Origin of the sequence: Paraburkholderia fungorum, from assembly GCF_046026025.1 — a bacterium.
GTDB lineage: Bacteria > Pseudomonadota > Gammaproteobacteria > Burkholderiales > Burkholderiaceae > Paraburkholderia > Paraburkholderia fungorum_E.
Genome location: NZ_JAQQFL010000023.1, coordinates 41,242 through 58,627, shown reverse-complemented (window position 1 = coordinate 58,627; position 17,386 = coordinate 41,242). Strand labels below are relative to the sequence as shown.

Genomic DNA, 17,386 nt, shown 5'->3' with positions numbered 1-17,386 from the left:
GGGGTTTGCAGCCCCGCTTTCACGCCGCCGGAACGGCGCGAAAGCGAAACCCAACCCCAACTTCAAACCCTCAAACCTCACTGACCCGCTACGTAGGCCTTCACCGCCGGCAACCCATCCTTCCCATCAAAGGTCTTGACGCCCGCCAGCCACTTGTCCAGCACCGCCGGGTTCGCCTTCAGCCAATCCTTTGCCGCCTTGTTCGGATCGATTTTGTTCATGATCGGCAGCATCACGTGGTTCTCGATATCGGTCGTGAAGTGCAGGTTCGACACGAGTTTCGCGACGTTCGGGCAACGCGTCGAATAATCGGTCGGCACGACTGTCATCACTTTGGCTTCGCCGTAGTTCGGACCGAACACGTCGTCACCACCTGACAGATAATCGATCTTCATCTGCACGTTCATCGGATGCGGTTCCCAGCCGAGAAACACGATTGCCTTCTTGTCGCGAATCGCGCGATTCACTTCGACCAGCATGCCTGCCTCGCTCGACTCCACCAGCTTGAACTTGCCAAGTCCGTACTGGTTGCTGTCGATCATCTTCTTGATCAGCGCGTTGCCGTCGTTGCCCGGTTCGATGCCGTAGATCTTGCCGTCAAGCTTGTCGTAGTTCTTCGCGATGTCGGCGAAGCTTTTGATGCCCGCCTGGTACGCATAGTCCGGCACGGCCAGCGTGTATTTCGCGCCGGTCAGGTTCGGCGCGGGGAGCACGATGAGCTGACCGGCCTTCCTGAACGGATCGATCATCGGATCCATGGTCGGCGACCAGTAACCGAGGAACACGTCGATCTGCTTGCTCTTCACACCCGCGAAGGTGATCGGCACCGAGGCAATGGTTTTGGTCGGCTTATAGCCCAACCCTTCGAGCACGGTCGAGGCGAGACCGGTCGTTGCCGCGATATCGGTCCAGCCGACGTCGGCGAACCGGACGTCCCGGCAGGTGGAAGGTTCCACGGCAAAGGCAGATGACACCGACAGCGCGCACAACGACGCAGCCCACAGACGTTTCATGGCGTTCCCTCAGGGTGATTGAAGCTAGACTGGTTTTAACAACCGGATTTTTCAGGCGCGACTCATTGCGCCGACTTCCTTGATGCCAACTCATTTACGCCGACTTGTTCACGTCGGCTCGCTTACGTCAATGGCTCACGCCGACAATCGCCGCTCGACGCTAGGCGCATGACCAAACTGCGCGCGATAGGCCTTGCTGAAATGACACGGCGAATGAAAACCGCACACGGCCGTGACCCGCGCAATCGACGCATCTGTATTGCGCAACAGTTCACGCGCGCGACGCAAACGCAGCGTCAGGTAATAGTGCGTCGGCGATACGCTCAGGAACATCTTGAACATGCGCTGCAAATGACGTTGCGACAAATGCACGAGCCGTGCGAGTTCGTCGAGCGATAACGGTTCTTCGATATTCGCTTCCATCAAGCGCACGACTTCGATCAATTCGGCGCGCGAGAAACCGACCCGCGCATCCACCGGAATATGCTGATAATCGGTCGACCCGCGAATCCGCTCGACGATGAACTGCTCGGACACCTGTGCCGCGACCGCAGGGCCGAGGCGCATACCGATCAGGTTCAGCATCAGATCGAGTGGCGCGGTACCGCCCGTGCAGGTGAGCCGGTCACGATCGATCACGAACAGTTCATCGGCGAATCGCACGTGCGGGTAACTTTTGTGCAGCGGCGACATGTCTTCCCAATGCACCGTACAGCGATAACCGTCGAGCAGGTTCGCAGCCAGCAGCGCGTACGGTCCCGTACACAGTCCGCCAAGCGGAATCCCTTTCGACGCAACGTCCTGCAGCAACGCGATAACCGTATCGTCCACATAATCGCGCACATGCCAGCCGGCGCAAACGATCAGCACATCCGGCATACCCGCTTCGGCCAGCGTCGTGGTCGGCTTCACCGTAATGCCGTTGCTCGCTCGCGCGGGCTCGCCGTCCGGTGTAATCACCGACCACGTGTAGTGCTGCGCGCGGCCCACGTAGTTGGCCATGCGCAGCACCTCGACCGCGCTCGTGAACGCGATCATCGAAAAATTCGGCAACGTCAGAAAGCCGAAGTGCGCGAGCCCGGACAGCGGCGAATCGGCCGGAGCCTCGACGGTGGGAATCGCCTCGCGCTTCATGGGCGGCTCAACTGTGCTGCGCCGTCGGCGCCCGGCGCACCTTCATGACGCTGCGCAGACCCGACAGCAACGGTGCGCGCGCCGTGCCCGGCGAGCGGCCGAAGCTTTCCGTAATGCGGTCGAGAATGATCGCCAGCATCACCACCGAAAGGCCGCTTTCGAAGCCGAGGCCGATATCGAGCCGCTGAATACTCGCCAGCACGTCGTTGCCAAGACCGCCAGCGCCCACCATCGAGGCGATGATCACCATCGAGAGCGCCATCATGATGGTCTGGTTCACGCCGGTCATGATCGACGGCAGCGCGTTCGGAAACTGCACTTTGTAGAGCAATTGCAAGGGCGTGCAACCGAACGCCTGCCCTGCTTCGACGATTTCGCGATTCACGTGCTTGATGCCGAGCGACGTGAGACGCACAGCAGGCGGCATCGCGAAGATCACCGTGGAGAGAATCCCCGGCACGCGGCCGAGACCGAACAGCATCGCCGCCGGAATCAGATAGACGAACGCGGGCATGGTCTGCATCAGATCGAGCACGGGGCGCACGATCGTTTCGACGGTGCGGCTCTTCGCGGTCCAGATGCCGAGCGGCACGCCGAGCAGCAGGCTGATCAAGGTCGACGAGAGCGTGAGGCCGAGTGTGATCACCATTTGATCCCAGAAGCCGGTGCCGTAGATCAGCAGCATCGCCAGCAACGTGAACAGCGCGAAACGCCAGCCCACCCGCCATAAGCCGACGCCGACAAAAAACGCCATCAACGCCCACATCGGCACCGCTTGCAGGCTGTGCTCGATCAGCGCGGCAAAACTCTCGATGACCTTGCCGATGGAGTCGAAAGTTTGCGCATCGTGGTCGAGCAGGTAATGAACGCCGTGGTCGACCCAGGCGCCAATTGGAATGATTTCAGACATGGGAACCTCTATGGCGCGTGAGAACGTGCAGCACGTTCGTCTTGTTGACCGAACCGCAGTAGGAGCCATCCGCTTCGACGACCGGCAGCGGCGCGCGGCTCGCCACCACGCGTTCGACGACGTCGTCCAGAGGCGTCGTGCGGCGGATGCATTCGATGTGATTGAGTTGGGGCGAAGCGCTGCCCATCGCATCGCGGCACACAAAGCCGCGAATCTTGCGTTCGGCGTCGAGCACGAAGGCGTATTCGGCGCTGCCGTTGAGCGTCGCGGCCACGCTCGATGCGTCGATCTGCGGCGAATGCTGCATGAGCGGCACCGCATCCGTCTGCATCAGATCGCCGGCCGTCAGATAGCGGCTGGTGTCGATGCCTTCGAAGAACGCGCGCACATAGTCGTCGGCGGGATTGGTGATGATTTCCTGTGGCGTGCCGATCTGCACCACCTTGCCGCCTTCCATGATCGCGATCCGGGTGCCGATGCGCATCGCCTCTTCCAGATCGTGCGAGACAAACAGGATGGTGCGCTGCTGCTCGCGTTGCAGATCGAGCAACACATTCTGCATTTCCTTGCGCTTGAGCGGATCGAGCGCGGAGAACGCCTCGTCCATGATCATCAGCGACGGGTTGACGGCCAGCGCCCGCGCCAGACCCACGCGCTGCTGCATGCCGCCGGACAGTTGGGCCGGCAACTTTGCCGCGAACGGTGCGAGGCCGACCTGTTCGAGCACGGTCATGGCGCGCTTCTCGCGTTCCTTCTTGCCGACACCGGCCACTTCCAGCCCGAACGCCGCGTTGGACAGCACCGTGCGCTGCGGCATCAAGGCGAAGGACTGGAACACCATGCTCATGTCCTTGCGGCGCAGTGCAGTCAGTTCCGAGCGCGGCACGCTCGCCACGTCGCGGCCGTCGATCAGCACCTTGCCGGCTGTCGGCTCGACGAGCCGGTTGATCAGGCGGATCAGCGTCGATTTGCCGGAGCCGGACAGGCCCATCAGCACGAAGATCTCACCCTCCTTGACTTCGAACGACACGTTATGGACACCGACTATCTGACCGGTGCGCGCGAACACGTCTTCTTTCGTGGCGCCGCCTGCCAGCATGCCGAGCGCCTGTTTCGGGTTGGTGCCGAACACCTTGCACAACCCTTCGACCACGACCTTGGGGGAATTCATTGAATGCTCTCCTATGTCGACCGGAGTTAGCGCTTTAGCGCTTACTCCGGTCCCATGCAACGCTGTCGACCGAGTCTGCGCTTTTGCTGTCAGCCGGAGTTAGTGTTTTGGCACCTACTCCGGGCCCATGCAGAGCACTTACCCGGGTCCCATGCAAGATAGTTGCTGCGTGGCGAACGGACGTCCGCGCTGTGCATACATAGTTGCCAGAAAAAAGTATGCCTAGCCGACTATTTGCGACAACCACATGTGGAAATGCGACACCGCTGCCGGGCGGTTATCGGCAAGCGGTCGATGAAACCCTGTTGGACAAGGGTTTGCGGGGTGTTGGGGTGGTCAACCCGGTGTGTCGCGCCAGAGCAAGTGGACATGCCTGGGCGGGAAAAAAATCCGCGTGGAGGACGTGACAGGCAAACGTGCGGCGGTGCAGCAAGCGCACCGCCGCTGAGCGGAAAAGCTTATTGCGGCGCCGGCGCCGCCCGATATCCTCGCCGGCCGATCGCCAAAGCGAGGATGGCGGATACCGCGAGACTCGCCGCCACCACGTAGAGTCCGGCAGCATATCCCCCCGTCACGCTTTTCAGCCAGCCGATCGCAAACGGGCCGACAAAACCGCCGAGATTGCCGATCGAGTTGATCATGGCGATGCCGGCCGCTGCGCCGGCGCCTGAGAGAAAGGTACTCGGCATGGCCCACAGCGGCGCCTTGGCCGCGCTAATGCCCACGTTGACGACAATCAGCGCGAGCACCACCGCAACGACCGTATCCGCAAAGCCAGCCCATGCAAGCCCGACGCCTGCCGCAACGCATGGAATCACTACGTGCCACGTGCGCTCGCCGGTGCGATCCGAATGGCGGGCCCACATCACCATGCCGACCACGGCCAGCACGCTGGGAATCGCATTCAACGCGCCCGTGCCGAGCGCGCTGAAGCCGAATTGCCGAATGATCAGCGGCGCCCACAAACCGAGCGTACAAAGGCCCGCGGAAGTGCCGAAATAAATCATCGACATGATCCACACGCGCGGGTCGCGCAGCGCGGCGAACGCGCCTGCCGCATGGCCTGCCTGCGACTCACGTCCCGCTCGTTCCTCACGCAAGGTCGCGACGAGCCACGCTTTCTCATCCGCGGCAAGCCACGTCGCTTTTTCGGGCGAATCGGTGAGTGCTTTCAACACCACGAAGCCGAGAATCACGGCAGGAATCGCTTCGACGATAAACAGCCATTGCCAGTCTTTCAGTCCGAACAGCGTCGGCATCTGCATGATGGCGCCTGAAATGGGCGACCCGATAGCCGTCGACAATGGCGCGGCCGCCATGAACGCCGCCGCCGCGACAGCACGCTGGCGCGCGGGAAACCACTGGCTGAGATAAAGAATGATGCCGGGAAAGAAACCGGCTTCCGCTACCCCGAGCAAAAACCGCAGCGTATAGAACGAGTGCGGCCCAACCACAAACGCGGAAGCCGCCGACACCAGGCCCCACGTCACCATCACGCGGGCAATCCAGATGCGCGCGCCGACCTTGTTCAGAATGAGGTTCGAGGGCACTTCGAACAGAAAGTACCCAAGAAAGAAGATGCCGCCGCCGAGCCCGAACATCGTCGGCGAGAGGCCGAGGTCCTTGTTCATCGTGAGCGCGGCGAAGCCGACGTTCACGCGATCGAGAAAGCTGACAAAGTAAAGCAGCATGACGAAGGGCAAAATGCGCCACGTCAGCTTGCGAACCACACGGGCTTGCAATTCATCGGCCATGCCAGTCTCCATTCTTTGAATCGCCCGTGACGTGTTCGTCCGGGCGTTATGTTTTTGTCTGATGCGTGCGTTGCGAGTTACACATTACGTATTACGTATTGCGTATTGCGTATGACGTGTTCAGGCTGCCTTGAATTGCGCCGCCGGGTCCGCAGCGAGGATCTCGCAGACCGCATCGGTCACCTGCACGGTCGTCGCCGTGCCGCCGAGGTCGCCGGTATGCAGCGCCGGGTCGGCCGTGATGCGTTCGATCGCGCTCATCAATTGCTGCGCGGCGGCCGTCTCACCAAGGTGATCGAGCATCATCACCACCGACCAGAACGTGCCGACCGGATTGGCGAGACCCTTGCCCATGATGTCGAAAGCGGAGCCGTGAATCGGCTCGAACATCGAGGGATAGCGGCGCTCGGGGTCGAGATTCGCGGTCGGCGCGATGCCGAGACTGCCGGCCAGTGCCGCTGCCAGATCGCTGAGAATGTCCGCGTGAAGATTGGTCGCGACGATCGTGTCGAGCGTGGCGGGACGGTTGACCATGCGCGCCGTCGCGGCATCGACGAGCTCCTTGTCCCATTTGACGTCGGGAAACGCTTTCGAGACTTCGAGCGCAATCTCGTCCCACATCACCATGGCGTGGCGTTGCGCATTGCTTTTGGTGATCACCGTCAGCAGCTTGCGTGGCCGCGACTGGGCGAGGCGGAACGCGAATCGAAGAATGCGCTCGACGCCCGCGCGGGTCATCATCGAAACATCCGTTGCCACTTCGATCGGATGCCCCTGATGAGCGCGTCCGCCTACGCCGGAGTACTCGCCCTCCGAGTTCTCGCGAACGATGACCCAGTCGAGATCCTTCGGGCCACAACGCTTTAACGGTGCGTCGATGCCGGGAAGGATGCGGGTAGGACGCACGTTCGCGTACTGATCGAAGCCCTGACAGATCTTCAGGCGCAGCCCCCAGAGCGTGACGTGATCGGGAATATGCGGGTCGCCCGCCGAGCCGAACAGGATCGCATCTTTGTTGCGGATCGCATCCAGCCCGTCGGCCGGCATCATCACGCCGTGTTGACGGTAGAAATCGCCGCCCCAATCGAAATTCTCGAACTCGAACTGGAAGGCGCCGCTTCGCGCAGCGATGGCTTCGAGAACCCGTTGGCCCGCGGGCACGACTTCCTTGCCGATGCCGTCGCCGGGGATGGTTGCGATGCGATAGGTCTTCACTGGCGTCTCCTGATTGTTGAATGACTGGCTGCATCCTAGAACAGGGAGCGCTCGCGAAAACGCTGCTAGACTCAAAGCATCCTTAACCTGAAGTTAACAATGAGCGCGCGGTATTAGCGCTCGTTATTCGGCCGGTTATTCGGCTCACTCATCCGCTCATCGGTCTACCCCTTTCCCCCACCCAACATGACCTCGTCGATACAGCCGGACGACCTCGCCTTCTTCTCCACGCTTGCCGCAAGCGGCAGCTTGACCGCAGCCGCCCGCGAACTCGGCCTGAGTACGGCGGCCGTGAGCAAGCATCTGGCACAGATGGAATCGCGTGCGGGCGTGTCGCTCGTCAACCGCACAACGCGGCGCATGAGCCTCACGCCGGAGGGCGAGCTCTACCTGACCCGGGCGCGGCGCATCCTGAGCGACATGGATGATCTGGCCCAATTGCTCGGCGGCTCGCAAGCGGCGCCGAAAGGTTTGCTGCGTGTGAACGCGACGCTCGGCTTCGGGCGCAGTCACGTGGCGCCGCTGATTTCGCGGTTCGTACGGCGCTTTCCCGACGTGGACGTGCAGTTGCAACTCTCCGTCGACCCGCCACCGATCAGCGACGACGCCTTCGACGTCTGTGTGCGCTTCGGCGAACCGCCGGATGCACGCGTGATTGCACGCCGGGTCGCGTCCAACCGGCGGCTGCTTTGCGCGTCGCCCGCGTATTTCGCCACACGGCGCACACCACGCAGTCCGGCGGAGCTATCGCAGCACAACTGCATCGGCATTCGTCAGGGCGACGACGGCTACGGGCTATGGCGTCTAACCAGCGGACGCGGTTCGACCGAAAAAACCGAGACGGTTCGCGTGCGCGGCAACCTCACCACCAATGATGGCGAGATCGCAGTGAAGTGGGCGCTGGACGGCCACGGCATTCTGATGCGGGCCGAATGGGATATCGCGGAGTATCTCGCCGATGGCCGCCTGATCCATGTACTGCCGGACTACCGCACACCGGGCGCCGATATTTACGCGGTGTACCCGCAACATTTGCAAATGACTGCGCGAGTCAAGGCATTCGTCGACATGCTGACCGAGACACTCGGCTCGCGCTGAGTCAATTTGCCGTTAGTTCTGCAATGCAGAACTAACGCATGAGGCGGCCAGCTCCCGATTCAAACCGGATAATTCCAGTAACCCCCTTTCATTACATAGCCTTACGGCACAAATCAAGCTCGCCACCGACACCAGGTATTTTCCCTATTCTGGCCTGCATTGCAGTTCAACAAGCGATTTCCCTCGTTGACACAGAACGAACGATCGTGCCAAATTGCGCCTGCATCCTGTGCGCAAGCACACGATCAATGAGCCCATAGCCGCGCCGCCCCAGCGATCAGGAGACAACCCACCAGGCAAGCCAACCCGCGGCGTTCATCAGCAGATCAATTATTTCGCATCCCTTACCAGATTGCGCAGGCCCTCTATCGCCCATTGAAATCGTATCGCGCAACAGATCGCCAGAATCTTGCAGCACACGCATTACTTCGCCAGTTCAGTCGATTCCAATAAACAAGGAGACACGAAGCATGCAGGCAAGTTATCGCAATCGGGTTGGAACCATTCTTGGATTAGTCGGCGCGTGCGCGCTCGGCGTCGCGCAGAACGCCCATGCGCAAAGCAGCGTTACGTTGTACGGTATCGTCGACGGCTCCCTGCTCTACACCAGCAAAACACTCAACCCGGCGACCGGCCAGAGCGCCGGCCATCAATACTCGTTCACCGACAGCGGGCTCTCGGGCTCGCGTTTCGGCATGCGCGGTGCGGAAGATCTGGGCGGCAGCACGCGCGCGATCTTCGAACTCGAAAGCGGTATCAGCATCGCCAATGGCTCGCTCAGCAATTCGAACGGCAACGAATTTGGGCGCCAGGCGTGGGTCGGCATCGACAGCCGTTACGGCACGGTCAAGGCCGGCTTGCAGTTCTCGCCCTTCTTTCTCGCGGTGTACGACTTCGACCCGCGCGAGATGTCGTACTTCGGCAGCGGACTTGTCACTTACCTGAATAACGTCTACGTGACCGGTCTGTTCAATCCGAACGGCATTTCGTACACGTCGCCGGAAATCGCCGGCCTGCAAGCCAGCGCGATGATGGCCCTGGGCGGCACAGCCGGGGATTTCCAGGCGGGCCGCCAGTACTCGGCGAGCTTGCGCTACCACCTTGGCTCGCTGACCGTCGATGCTGCGCTCTACAGCGGCAACGCCGGCGGCAGCGCCGCATCGATCGCGATTCCGAGCGTGGTTGAATTCGACGGCCGGGCAATTGGCGCCAGCTACGTGTTCAACAGCCTGACCGTGAAGGCTTCATACGTGCAGTACAAGGTGGCGGGTTCGTTCAACGACCGCGTCTATTCAGGCGGCGCCAGCTATCGCATCACACCGGCATTAAACGTCGACGCAGGCGTGTGGGTCACGCGCGACGGGAACCACTCGTCGAACAATTCGATACTCGCGTCCACCGGAGTTGAATATTCGCTGTCGAAGGCCACCGTGGTGTACGGGCAAGCCGGCTTCGTCACCAACCATGGCGCGATGCACACCGGACTGTCCGTCAACAACGCGCTGAACGAAGCGACCGGCACAACCGCCGGCGTGAATCTCGGCATCCGGCATATGTTCTAGCCGGTGCGGAACGCATGCGAAAGTCCGGCGCACCGCGCGAGCGGAGCGCCGGACGGATCACGTGGAACTACGCGTGGCATTAAGCGCTACAGATCGTAGCCAGGATTGCGCCGCGTCAAACGCCGCAGCAGGCCGGGCCACACCAGATCGGCGCCCTTGCCTTTGCTGACTTGACGCGCCTGCTCCCCCATCGTTTCGATGATCGACTGCGGCACTTCGATCAACTTGCCCCCCGCTTGCGCCAGGATCTGGATACGACATGACGTTTCGAACAGGTACATCGCCTGAAACGCTTCGGCAACGGTGCGCCCGCAGGTCAGCAGTCCGTGATTGCGCAGCATCATGTAATTGGCGTTGCCGAGATCGGCGACCAGCGTCGCCTTTTCCGCATCGCGCAGCGCGACGCCTTCATAGTCGTGATAGGCGAGATTCGTCAACACGAAACCCGATTGCTGCGACAACGGCAACAAACCGTCTGCTTGCGCCGCGACCGCGATGCCGTGTGCTGTGTGCGTGTGCAGCACGCAGTTCACGTTGGGCCGCGCTTCATGCACGGCGCTATGGATCACGAAGCCGGCAGGATTCACGTCGAACGGGGTCGGCATGACGGGCTGCCCTTCATGGTCCACCTTGACCAGACTCGATGCGGTGATCTCCTCGAAGAAGAGACCGTATGGGTTGATCAGAAACTCATGCTCGCGACCCGGCACCCGCGCCGAAATATGCGTGAACACCAGGTCGTCCCAACCGAACAAAGCCACCAGCCGGTACGCGGCGGCAAGGTCGACGCGGACCTGCCATTCCTCCGGTGACACCATCTGACGAACGCTAGGGATTTCGATTGCGGAGTTCATGGGCGAGGCACCTTGAGAAAGCGATGAACATCATGTTGACGGCCGCTTTGCGAAGCATTTGCGCCGGAATGTGGGGAGCGCGTGAGCGGTGGGCTTATTTCTGCATTGCAGAATACTGGGGCGCACAAAGTGAAGTCAAGCCGACTTTCCCTTTTCACCCTCGCAGTTTTCGAGCTCGATCGACATGCCGCCGATCTATGCCGAATGCAAGCAACGGCGCTGCTCTTATGCAATGTCTCTGGTTACCTCAAACATGCTGCTTCAAGGTATGCATCATCTAAGTGACTTCCCTAATAATCTGCATTGCAGAACAATTAAATGGAAAAACGTGTTGACGGAAAGCGAACGCCCGTGCCAAATTTCTCTCGCGCCGCCTTTTCAATTTGCACCGATGCGTGCGTGTTTCAAACCGTCGACAACTGTCGACAACGGTAGCCGGATTCATGAGAACGGCCGTTGTCCCGTCCGTAGCCAGGCGTGTCGCGATGCGTCCCCTGAAACAGGGGTGACCCTTGCACAGCACGCCTTCCATTGGAGGGTGTAAAAGCGTGGATATGTTTTTGCAGCAGGTTCTCAACGGCTTGACGCTGGGCGGCATCTACAGCCTCGTCGCGCTCGGACTCACGCTGGTGTACGGCATTCTCGCCGTGCCGAACTTCGCTCACGGCGCGTTCTACATGGTCGGCGCTTTCGTCTCGTTCTACCTGATGAGCCGGCTCGGCTGGAACTACTGGCTCGCCATGATCGGCTCCGGCCTGGCGGTCGCGGTCCTCGCGATCCTTGCCGAGCGGCTGGTGTTTCATCCGCTGCGCAAATCGTCCGAATTGCATCCGATGATCGCCGCGATCGGCCTTCTGCTATTTCTCGAAGCCGGCGCGCAGGCGATCTGGGGCGCGGACTTTCATCGCATGGCCACACCCTACGCCGGAATCATCGACCTGGGCGGCGTGACCGCGCCGTTGCAGCGCTTGCTGATCATCGGGGCCGCGTTCGCGCTGGTGGTGCTGCTGCAACTCTTCCTCCGCTACACGGTGATCGGCTCGAGCATCATCGCAATGGCGCAGGACCGCGAAGGCGCCTCGCTGATGGGCATCGACGCCAACAAGGTGACCATGCTGACCTTCGGCATCTCGGGCCTTCTCGCCGCCGTGGCGGCCACGCTGTATGCGCCAATCAACCTCGTCTATCCGGCCATGGGCCAACTGGTGATCCTGAAGGCCTTCGTGATCATCATTCTCGGCGGCATGGGCAGCGTGCCGGGCGCAATCGTAGGTGGCCTGATCATCGGCATGGCCGAGAGCTTCGGCGCCTTCTACATTTCGACCGACTACAAGGACATCATCGCCTTCGTTCTGCTGGTGGTGATTCTGTCGGTTCGTCCTCAAGGGCTGTTCACCAGGGAACTGCGCGCATCGTGAAATCAGTCATGAAATTATTCGAGGGCAGACTGGGCTGGACGGTGCTGTTCCTGCTCGGTCTCGTGTTCCCGTTTCTGGCCACTAACGACTACATGCTCACGGTGATGTCCACGGCGTACATCTTTGCGCTGGCCACAGTCGGCCTGAATCTGATCACCGGCTACACAGGACAGTTCAATCTCGCGCACGGCAGCTTCATGGCGGTGGGCGCGTATACGGTGGGGATTCTGACGGTCGATCATCAGGTACCGTTCTGGCTCGCATTCATTGCCTCGGGCGTGGTCGTCGGGATACTGGGCGCGCTGGTGGGCCTCGTCTCGCTGCGTCTGCGTGGCCACTATTTTTCCATTTTCACCTTGTGCGTTGGCTACATCATGTTTCTCGTGATCGAGAAATGGGACGGCCTCACGCACGGCGTCTCGGACATTGTCGGCATTCCGGCGCCTTCGGGCTTCGGCATCGTCTCGTTCGACAATCCGCGGCCGCTCTATTACCTGGTGTTCGCGTTTCTGGTGCTCGGCGTTTGGCTGATGCAGCGCATCGTCAACTCGCTGCTCGGCCGGACCTTCATGGCGATCCGCAATAGCGACGGCCTCGCGCAGTCGCTCGGCATCAACCTGATGCGCAACAAGGTGCTGGCCTTCGTGCTCTCGGTTGTCTATGCGGGGTTCGCGGGCGGTCTCTATGCGGGCGCCGTGCGCTTTCTCGGTCCGGATCTGGCCGGCGTCGAACATACCTTCGACATGACCATGTACATGCTGGTGGGCGGCATCGGCACCCTCGCCGGCCCGTTGCTCGGCGCGCTCGCCATACCATGGCTCACACAGTACCTGCAGTTCTTGCAGGCGTACCGCTTCGTCGTATTCGGTCCGATCCTGATTCTGCTGGTGATCTTTCTGCCGAACGGTATCGTCGGTCTGTATGTGGCAAGAAAAAACCGGCGCGCCAAACTTGCCACGCAGCAAAGCGCCAGGGTCGCGCGTCAGCCGCAATCCGCGCGCGGAGACCGTCATGCTTGAAATCGACTCGCTCAGCAAACACTTTGGCGGCCTCGTCGCGGTAGACGACGTCAGCACGCATATCGAAGCAGGCAAGATCAACGCGATCATCGGGCCGAATGGCGCGGGCAAGACCACCTTCTTCAATCTGATCAGCGGTACGCATCTGCCGAGCGCCGGACGCATTCTCTTCAAAGGCCAGGACGTGACCCGGCTGGGCGCGGATCAGATGGCACGCCTCGGTGTCGCGCGTACCTTTCAATCCACCGCGTTGTTCGACCGGGCCAGCGTGCTCGACAACCTGATCGTCGGCCACCGGCTGCGCACGCGTTCGGGGCTGTGGGACGTGCTGACACATTCGGCGCGGCTCAGGCAGGAAGAGCGCATCTGCCGCGACAAGGCGCGCGAAGCGCTGGACTTCGTCGGCTTGTCGGCGATCGCGGAACGGATGGCCGGCGACATCTCGCAGGAAGAGCGCAAACGCGCCGCCATCGCGCTCGCGCTCGCTACCGTGCCGAGCCTGATGTTGCTCGACGAGCCCGCGGGCGGCGTGAATCCCGAAGAAACCGAGGGCCTCGCCGAACTGATCCGCAAGCTGGTGAAACACGGTGTGACGGTCTGCCTTGTGGAGCACAAGATGAACATGATCATGAAGCTCGCCGACCGCATCATGGTACTGAACTACGGCAAGAAAATCGCCGAGGGCACGCCCGCCGAAATTCGCGCGACCCCGGCTGTAATCGACGCCTACCTCGGGAGCGAGCATGCTGAAGTTTGACAACGTCTCGCTCGACTACGGCAGCTTCCGCGCGCTGGACGGCATCAGTCTGCACGCGAGCGACGGCGAACTGGTGGTGCTGCTCGGTGCGAACGGCGCAGGTAAGAGTTCGATCTTCCTCGCGACGAGCGGCCTGCGGCGTGCCGCGAGCGGCAGCCTGCGTCTGGGCACGCGCGAACTGCTGGGCATGACGCCCGCGCAGATCGTGAAGAACGGCGTGATCCAGTGTCCCGAGGGGCGCAAGCTGTTCCCGGGCATGTCGGTACTGAAGAATCTCACGCTGGGCGCTTACGTGCATCGCAGCGACAAGGCCGGCAATCAGCGCAATCTGGACCAGGTGTTCGCACTCTTCCCGCTTCTCGCCGAACGCAAAGACCATCCGGCCGGCTCGCTGTCCGGCGGCCAGCAGCAGATGGTGGCGATCGGCCGCGCGATGATGGCCCGGCCCAAGGTGCTGCTGCTCGACGAACCGTCGCTCGGTCTCGCGCCGCTCGTGGTCAAGCAGGTTTTCGAGGTGATCCAGCAGATCAATCGCGCGGGCACGACCGTGTTGCTCGCCGAACAGAACGCGTTTGCGGCCCTGAAAATCGCGCACCGTGCCTACGTGATCGAGAACGGCCGCATCGTGCTGGAAGGCGATCATGCGAGTCTCATGAACAACGAAGCGATCCGGCGCGCTTACGTCGGCGGCTGAACGAATCTGACGCACGGTCTGACACTCGGTCTGGCGCACGAATATGAACCTGAGCGTCGAACCATTCGGACCATCTGAACCATCCCAAAGGAGACACGCATGACGATCAAACGCTTGTACGCACGGGCGGGCCTGTGTGCGGCTGTCGCCGCGACTGCGCTGCTGGGCACGGGCGCCGCAATGGCGCAACAGGTGGTGCATATCGGCTACTCGGGTCCGTTGAGCGGCGGCGCGGCGAAGTACGGTCAGGAAGTGCTCGACGGCATGCAGATGGCGGCCGCCGACGTCAATCAGGCCGGTATCGAAGTGGCCGGCAAAAAGATCAAGCTCGAGATCGTGCCGCTCGACGACAAGTACAACCCCGCCGAGACCGCGATCAACGCACGGCGTCTCGCGCAGGAACAGCAGGCAGCGGTCGTGCTGGTGCCGCATTCGGGCGGCGGCTTCGCGGTGCAGACCAGCAACGAGCAGCAGAAATTGCTGCTCCTTTCGTACACCAGCGTGCCGCAGATCAGTGAGCGCGGCAACAAGCTCACGGTGCGTATTCCGCCCGCATTCACCTCGTATCTGAACGCGTTTATCAAGTACGAAATGGCGACGTACGGTAAAAAAGTGGCGCTCGCCGCCACCGATACCGACTACGGCAAGATCTGGGTTGCCGCATTCAAACCCGCGTGGGAAGCGGCTGGCGGCACGGTCGTCGCGGACAATTCGATGTCGTATAACCGCGCCACCGATTTCTACAGCGGCGTGAGCCGCGTGCTGGCGGCCAAACCCGATGTGATGTTTATCGGCGGCCCGTCCGAACCGACCGGCCTGATCGCACAACAGGCGCGCGAGTTGGGCTTCAAGGGCGGCTTTGTCGTGATGGACCAGGCCAAGCTCGACGAAGTGGCCAAGGTCACCGGCGGCTATGCCCCGCTCAACGGCGCGATCGGGGTATTGCCGCTGGCCAACGACGACACGCCGAACGCCAAAGCGTTTGTGGAACGTTTCCGCAAGAGTCACGGCGGACGGGACCCGAGCCAGGAGGTATCGCTGAACTACACCGCGGTCTACGCAACGGCACTTGCGATGAAACTGGCCGGCAGTGTCAGCGACGCGACCGCGATTCGCAATCAGTTCGATAAGGCGGTGAAGGCGCTGCCGCCGCAGGCCAATCCGAACGGCGTGAGCGGTATCGACGACCACGGCGGTTTCGTGCTCGGCAATCCGCTCGCGGCGGTGGTTCAGGGGGGACAGTTGAAGTCCGCGGGATTGGGTTCGCTGACTGCTGCGAAGTGACGGCTAGCCCCGCACAAACCACGTCCGTTTAGCCGAACTGAGCATGCCGCGATACACAAGCCAGGAAACGACAAAGCTCGCCGGTGCAGAGAACGACTGCACCGGTTCTGGCACATTCATCAGCACAAGGCCGGCAAATGTGCCTGCGAACCATGCGGTCAGTCCGCCCGGATTGAAAGCAGGCACATGCGAATCGCGGCATTCGATTTCGCTGCCGATCAGTTCATCGTAGCGTGCTGAAAGGATGTGTGCGAGCGCCACGCCGACCCACGCGACCACGAAAATCCCTTGATACGCCAACGCCTGCAGGATTTTCGAAAATACATCGGCCATCATCAGCGCATAGACAACTGCGCCAACGACTAGCGCCCACGCGAACTTCGGCGCGCGAAGACCGACCGCTTTCTGAAAGAAAGCCTGCATGTTAATGGCCGCGAGATAGTAGTTCGCCGTGTTGATACGCGACTGCGTTACCCACACAAACAGCAGACCCCAGATCCCCATCAGCTTGAGCAGCGCAAGCACGACGGACACCTCCGAGAGCGTACCGAGGTCGGAAATCGTGCTGACCAGATAGATGCCGACCGCTCCATTCAGCAGGAATGTGACCAGATAAAAAGGGATGCCAAAGTTGAAGCGGCCGTGATAAACGGCGTCCTTCTTGCGGCCGAAGCGGGCGTAGTCGAAGGTAAACATCATCAGTACCCACACGCCCATGTAATAGACAAAACAACTCCACCAGCCATTGGCCGGCGTGCTGCCTTTCGGCCCAAAGTCGAGCCACGCCGCGTTGTAGCCATATTCATGGGTAGCCAGCACAACGGCCGCGACCAGTCCGAGCAGATAGAACGGCAGCAGCACGCCGTTGAACTTGTCGAGCCAGTGCTGCACACTGCCGAACACGAGCGGCACGCTGTAGCAAACGACAATCAGCGCCGCCCACCGATAATCCAGTGCTGGAAACAGGCTGTGCGCCGCAACGGCGATCACGGATCCTTCAAACACCGCGTAGTAGATTGCAGTCGCGAAGAAGATCAGCGTGGCGAGCGCGGCGCCCGCGCTGCCGAACAGGACCCGGGAAAACAGCGCAACGGACAAACCGGTGCGAACCGCGTAGCGGCTGATGATGGAGTTGACGATACCGTACGACACCACCGAAAGCACCATCCCGATCAACGCGTTGCGCGCACCATAGTTGAGCGCAAGCGTTGCACCGACCACAATGTAGAACATCGCACTGCAAACCGCCCACCAGGCCATCGTCAACGAAAACGCCGGCATGCGGGCATTCTCCGGTATGGCAACGGTCGATAGATCGAGATCGCCCTCGGCTGATTCCTGTGCCAGATTGGCCATGATCGTGCTCCTCTATACATCTGCAGGTTTGAGAGTGACGCCGTAATGGCAACCGCGTTCGGCGCCACGGCGAGGTGTAAAAGAAAGACCATCGGTGCGGCGAAAAACGAATGCACGTGCCCGCGCGCGGCGCATGGCGCCGCACGA

At 61.2% G+C, this 17,386-nt stretch carries 15 protein-coding genes; 7 read left to right on the top strand and 8 right to left on the bottom strand.

The features are described from left to right. Positions 1–77: 77 nt before the first annotated feature. The 6 genes from PQR67_RS23645 to PQR67_RS23620 form a co-directional block, all read right to left on the bottom strand. On the bottom strand, positions 78–1,013 hold the full coding sequence (locus PQR67_RS23645) for a choline ABC transporter substrate-binding protein (RefSeq protein WP_408464618.1): 936 nt from the start codon (positions 1,011–1,013) through the stop codon (positions 78–80). Between the two features lie 135 nt (positions 1,014–1,148). Beyond that, on the bottom strand, positions 1,149–2,147 hold the full coding sequence (locus PQR67_RS23640) for a GlxA family transcriptional regulator (RefSeq protein WP_408464616.1): 999 nt from the start codon (positions 2,145–2,147) through the stop codon (positions 1,149–1,151). 7 nt (positions 2,148–2,154) lie between these two features. Next, complete coding sequence (gene choW, locus PQR67_RS23635) at positions 2,155–3,057, bottom strand: choline ABC transporter permease subunit (protein WP_408464614.1); 903 nt, start codon at positions 3,055–3,057, stop codon at positions 2,155–2,157. Further along, on the bottom strand, positions 3,050–4,228 hold the full coding sequence (locus PQR67_RS23630) for a quaternary amine ABC transporter ATP-binding protein (protein WP_120345444.1): 1,179 nt from the start codon (positions 4,226–4,228) through the stop codon (positions 3,050–3,052). The genes choW and PQR67_RS23630 overlap by 8 nt, the downstream gene beginning before the upstream one ends. 458 nt (positions 4,229–4,686) lie before the next feature. Continuing rightward, on the bottom strand, positions 4,687–5,982 hold the full coding sequence (locus PQR67_RS23625; RefSeq protein ID WP_408464612.1) for an MFS transporter: 1,296 nt from the start codon (positions 5,980–5,982) through the stop codon (positions 4,687–4,689). A gap of 120 nt (positions 5,983–6,102) precedes the next feature. Next, positions 6,103–7,197, bottom strand: a complete 1,095-nt coding sequence (locus tag PQR67_RS23620; RefSeq protein ID WP_408464610.1) for a tartrate dehydrogenase — start codon at positions 7,195–7,197, stop codon at positions 6,103–6,105. 186 nt (positions 7,198–7,383) lie between these two features. Between PQR67_RS23620 and PQR67_RS23615 the strand changes: the two genes are divergently transcribed. Both PQR67_RS23615 and PQR67_RS23610 read left to right on the top strand, forming a co-directional pair. Further along, entirely contained in the window at positions 7,384–8,295 is a 912-nt protein-coding gene (locus PQR67_RS23615) for a LysR family transcriptional regulator (RefSeq protein ID WP_408464608.1), read from the top strand. 470 nt (positions 8,296–8,765) lie between these two features. Further along, positions 8,766–9,857, top strand: a complete 1,092-nt coding sequence (locus PQR67_RS23610) for a porin (protein WP_408464606.1) — start codon at positions 8,766–8,768, stop codon at positions 9,855–9,857. Between the two features lie 86 nt (positions 9,858–9,943). On the opposite strand, the gene PQR67_RS23605 is transcribed toward PQR67_RS23610, so the two are convergent. Then, positions 9,944–10,711, bottom strand: coding sequence for a class II aldolase/adducin family protein (locus tag PQR67_RS23605; protein WP_408464604.1), 768 nt, complete (start codon positions 10,709–10,711; stop codon positions 9,944–9,946). A 554-nt stretch (positions 10,712–11,265) separates the two neighbouring features. Here PQR67_RS23605 and PQR67_RS23600 point away from each other — a divergent pair. The 5 genes from PQR67_RS23600 to PQR67_RS23580 all read left to right on the top strand — a co-directional run bounded on the left by PQR67_RS23600 (position 11,266) and on the right by PQR67_RS23580 (position 15,883). Further along, positions 11,266–12,129: a branched-chain amino acid ABC transporter permease gene (locus PQR67_RS23600; protein ID WP_408464755.1), complete on the top strand. Its 864-nt coding sequence runs from the start codon at positions 11,266–11,268 to the stop codon at positions 12,127–12,129. A gap of 8 nt (positions 12,130–12,137) precedes the next feature. Next, positions 12,138–13,148, top strand: coding sequence for a branched-chain amino acid ABC transporter permease (locus tag PQR67_RS23595; protein ID WP_408464602.1), 1,011 nt, complete (start codon positions 12,138–12,140; stop codon positions 13,146–13,148). Then, entirely contained in the window at positions 13,141–13,905 is a 765-nt protein-coding gene (locus tag PQR67_RS23590) for an ABC transporter ATP-binding protein (protein ID WP_408464600.1), read from the top strand. Before PQR67_RS23595 ends, PQR67_RS23590 begins: the two co-directional genes overlap by 8 nt. Continuing rightward, complete coding sequence (locus tag PQR67_RS23585; RefSeq protein WP_408464598.1) at positions 13,892–14,599, top strand: ABC transporter ATP-binding protein; 708 nt, start codon at positions 13,892–13,894, stop codon at positions 14,597–14,599. The genes PQR67_RS23590 and PQR67_RS23585 overlap by 14 nt, the downstream gene beginning before the upstream one ends. A gap of 99 nt (positions 14,600–14,698) precedes the next feature. Beyond that, on the top strand, positions 14,699–15,883 hold the full coding sequence (locus tag PQR67_RS23580) for an ABC transporter substrate-binding protein (RefSeq protein WP_408464596.1): 1,185 nt from the start codon (positions 14,699–14,701) through the stop codon (positions 15,881–15,883). Between the two features lie 3 nt (positions 15,884–15,886). Here the strand turns inward: PQR67_RS23580 and PQR67_RS23575 are convergent, their stop codons facing one another. Next, complete coding sequence (locus PQR67_RS23575; RefSeq protein ID WP_408464594.1) at positions 15,887–17,239, bottom strand: purine-cytosine permease family protein; 1,353 nt, start codon at positions 17,237–17,239, stop codon at positions 15,887–15,889. Positions 17,240–17,386 lie beyond the last annotated feature (147 nt).

What these genes read in the sequence shown, in the direction of transcription:
- PQR67_RS23645 (WP_408464618.1), bottom strand. Translation starts at nt 1,013, where the DNA reads ATGAAACGTCTGTGGGCTGCGTCGTTGTGCGCGCTGTCGGTGTCATCT.
- PQR67_RS23640 (WP_408464616.1), bottom strand. Translation starts at nt 2,147, where the DNA reads ATGAAGCGCGAGGCGATTCCCACCGTCGAGGCTCCGGCCGATTCGCCG.
- choW (WP_408464614.1), bottom strand. Translation starts at nt 3,057, where the DNA reads ATGTCTGAAATCATTCCAATTGGCGCCTGGGTCGACCACGGCGTTCAT.
- PQR67_RS23630 (WP_120345444.1), bottom strand. Translation starts at nt 4,228, where the DNA reads ATGAATTCCCCCAAGGTCGTGGTCGAAGGGTTGTGCAAGGTGTTCGGC.
- PQR67_RS23625 (WP_408464612.1), bottom strand. Translation starts at nt 5,982, where the DNA reads ATGGCCGATGAATTGCAAGCCCGTGTGGTTCGCAAGCTGACGTGGCGC.
- PQR67_RS23615 (WP_408464608.1), top strand. Translation starts at nt 7,384, where the DNA reads ATGACCTCGTCGATACAGCCGGACGACCTCGCCTTCTTCTCCACGCTT.
- PQR67_RS23610 (WP_408464606.1), top strand. Translation starts at nt 8,766, where the DNA reads ATGCAGGCAAGTTATCGCAATCGGGTTGGAACCATTCTTGGATTAGTC.
- PQR67_RS23605 (WP_408464604.1), bottom strand. Translation starts at nt 10,711, where the DNA reads ATGAACTCCGCAATCGAAATCCCTAGCGTTCGTCAGATGGTGTCACCG.
- PQR67_RS23600 (WP_408464755.1), top strand. Translation starts at nt 11,266, where the DNA reads ATGTTTTTGCAGCAGGTTCTCAACGGCTTGACGCTGGGCGGCATCTAC.
- PQR67_RS23595 (WP_408464602.1), top strand. Translation starts at nt 12,138, where the DNA reads ATGAAATTATTCGAGGGCAGACTGGGCTGGACGGTGCTGTTCCTGCTC.
- PQR67_RS23590 (WP_408464600.1), top strand. Translation starts at nt 13,141, where the DNA reads ATGCTTGAAATCGACTCGCTCAGCAAACACTTTGGCGGCCTCGTCGCG.
- PQR67_RS23585 (WP_408464598.1), top strand. Translation starts at nt 13,892, where the DNA reads ATGCTGAAGTTTGACAACGTCTCGCTCGACTACGGCAGCTTCCGCGCG.
- PQR67_RS23580 (WP_408464596.1), top strand. Translation starts at nt 14,699, where the DNA reads ATGACGATCAAACGCTTGTACGCACGGGCGGGCCTGTGTGCGGCTGTC.
- PQR67_RS23575 (WP_408464594.1), bottom strand. Translation starts at nt 17,239, where the DNA reads ATGGCCAATCTGGCACAGGAATCAGCCGAGGGCGATCTCGATCTATCG.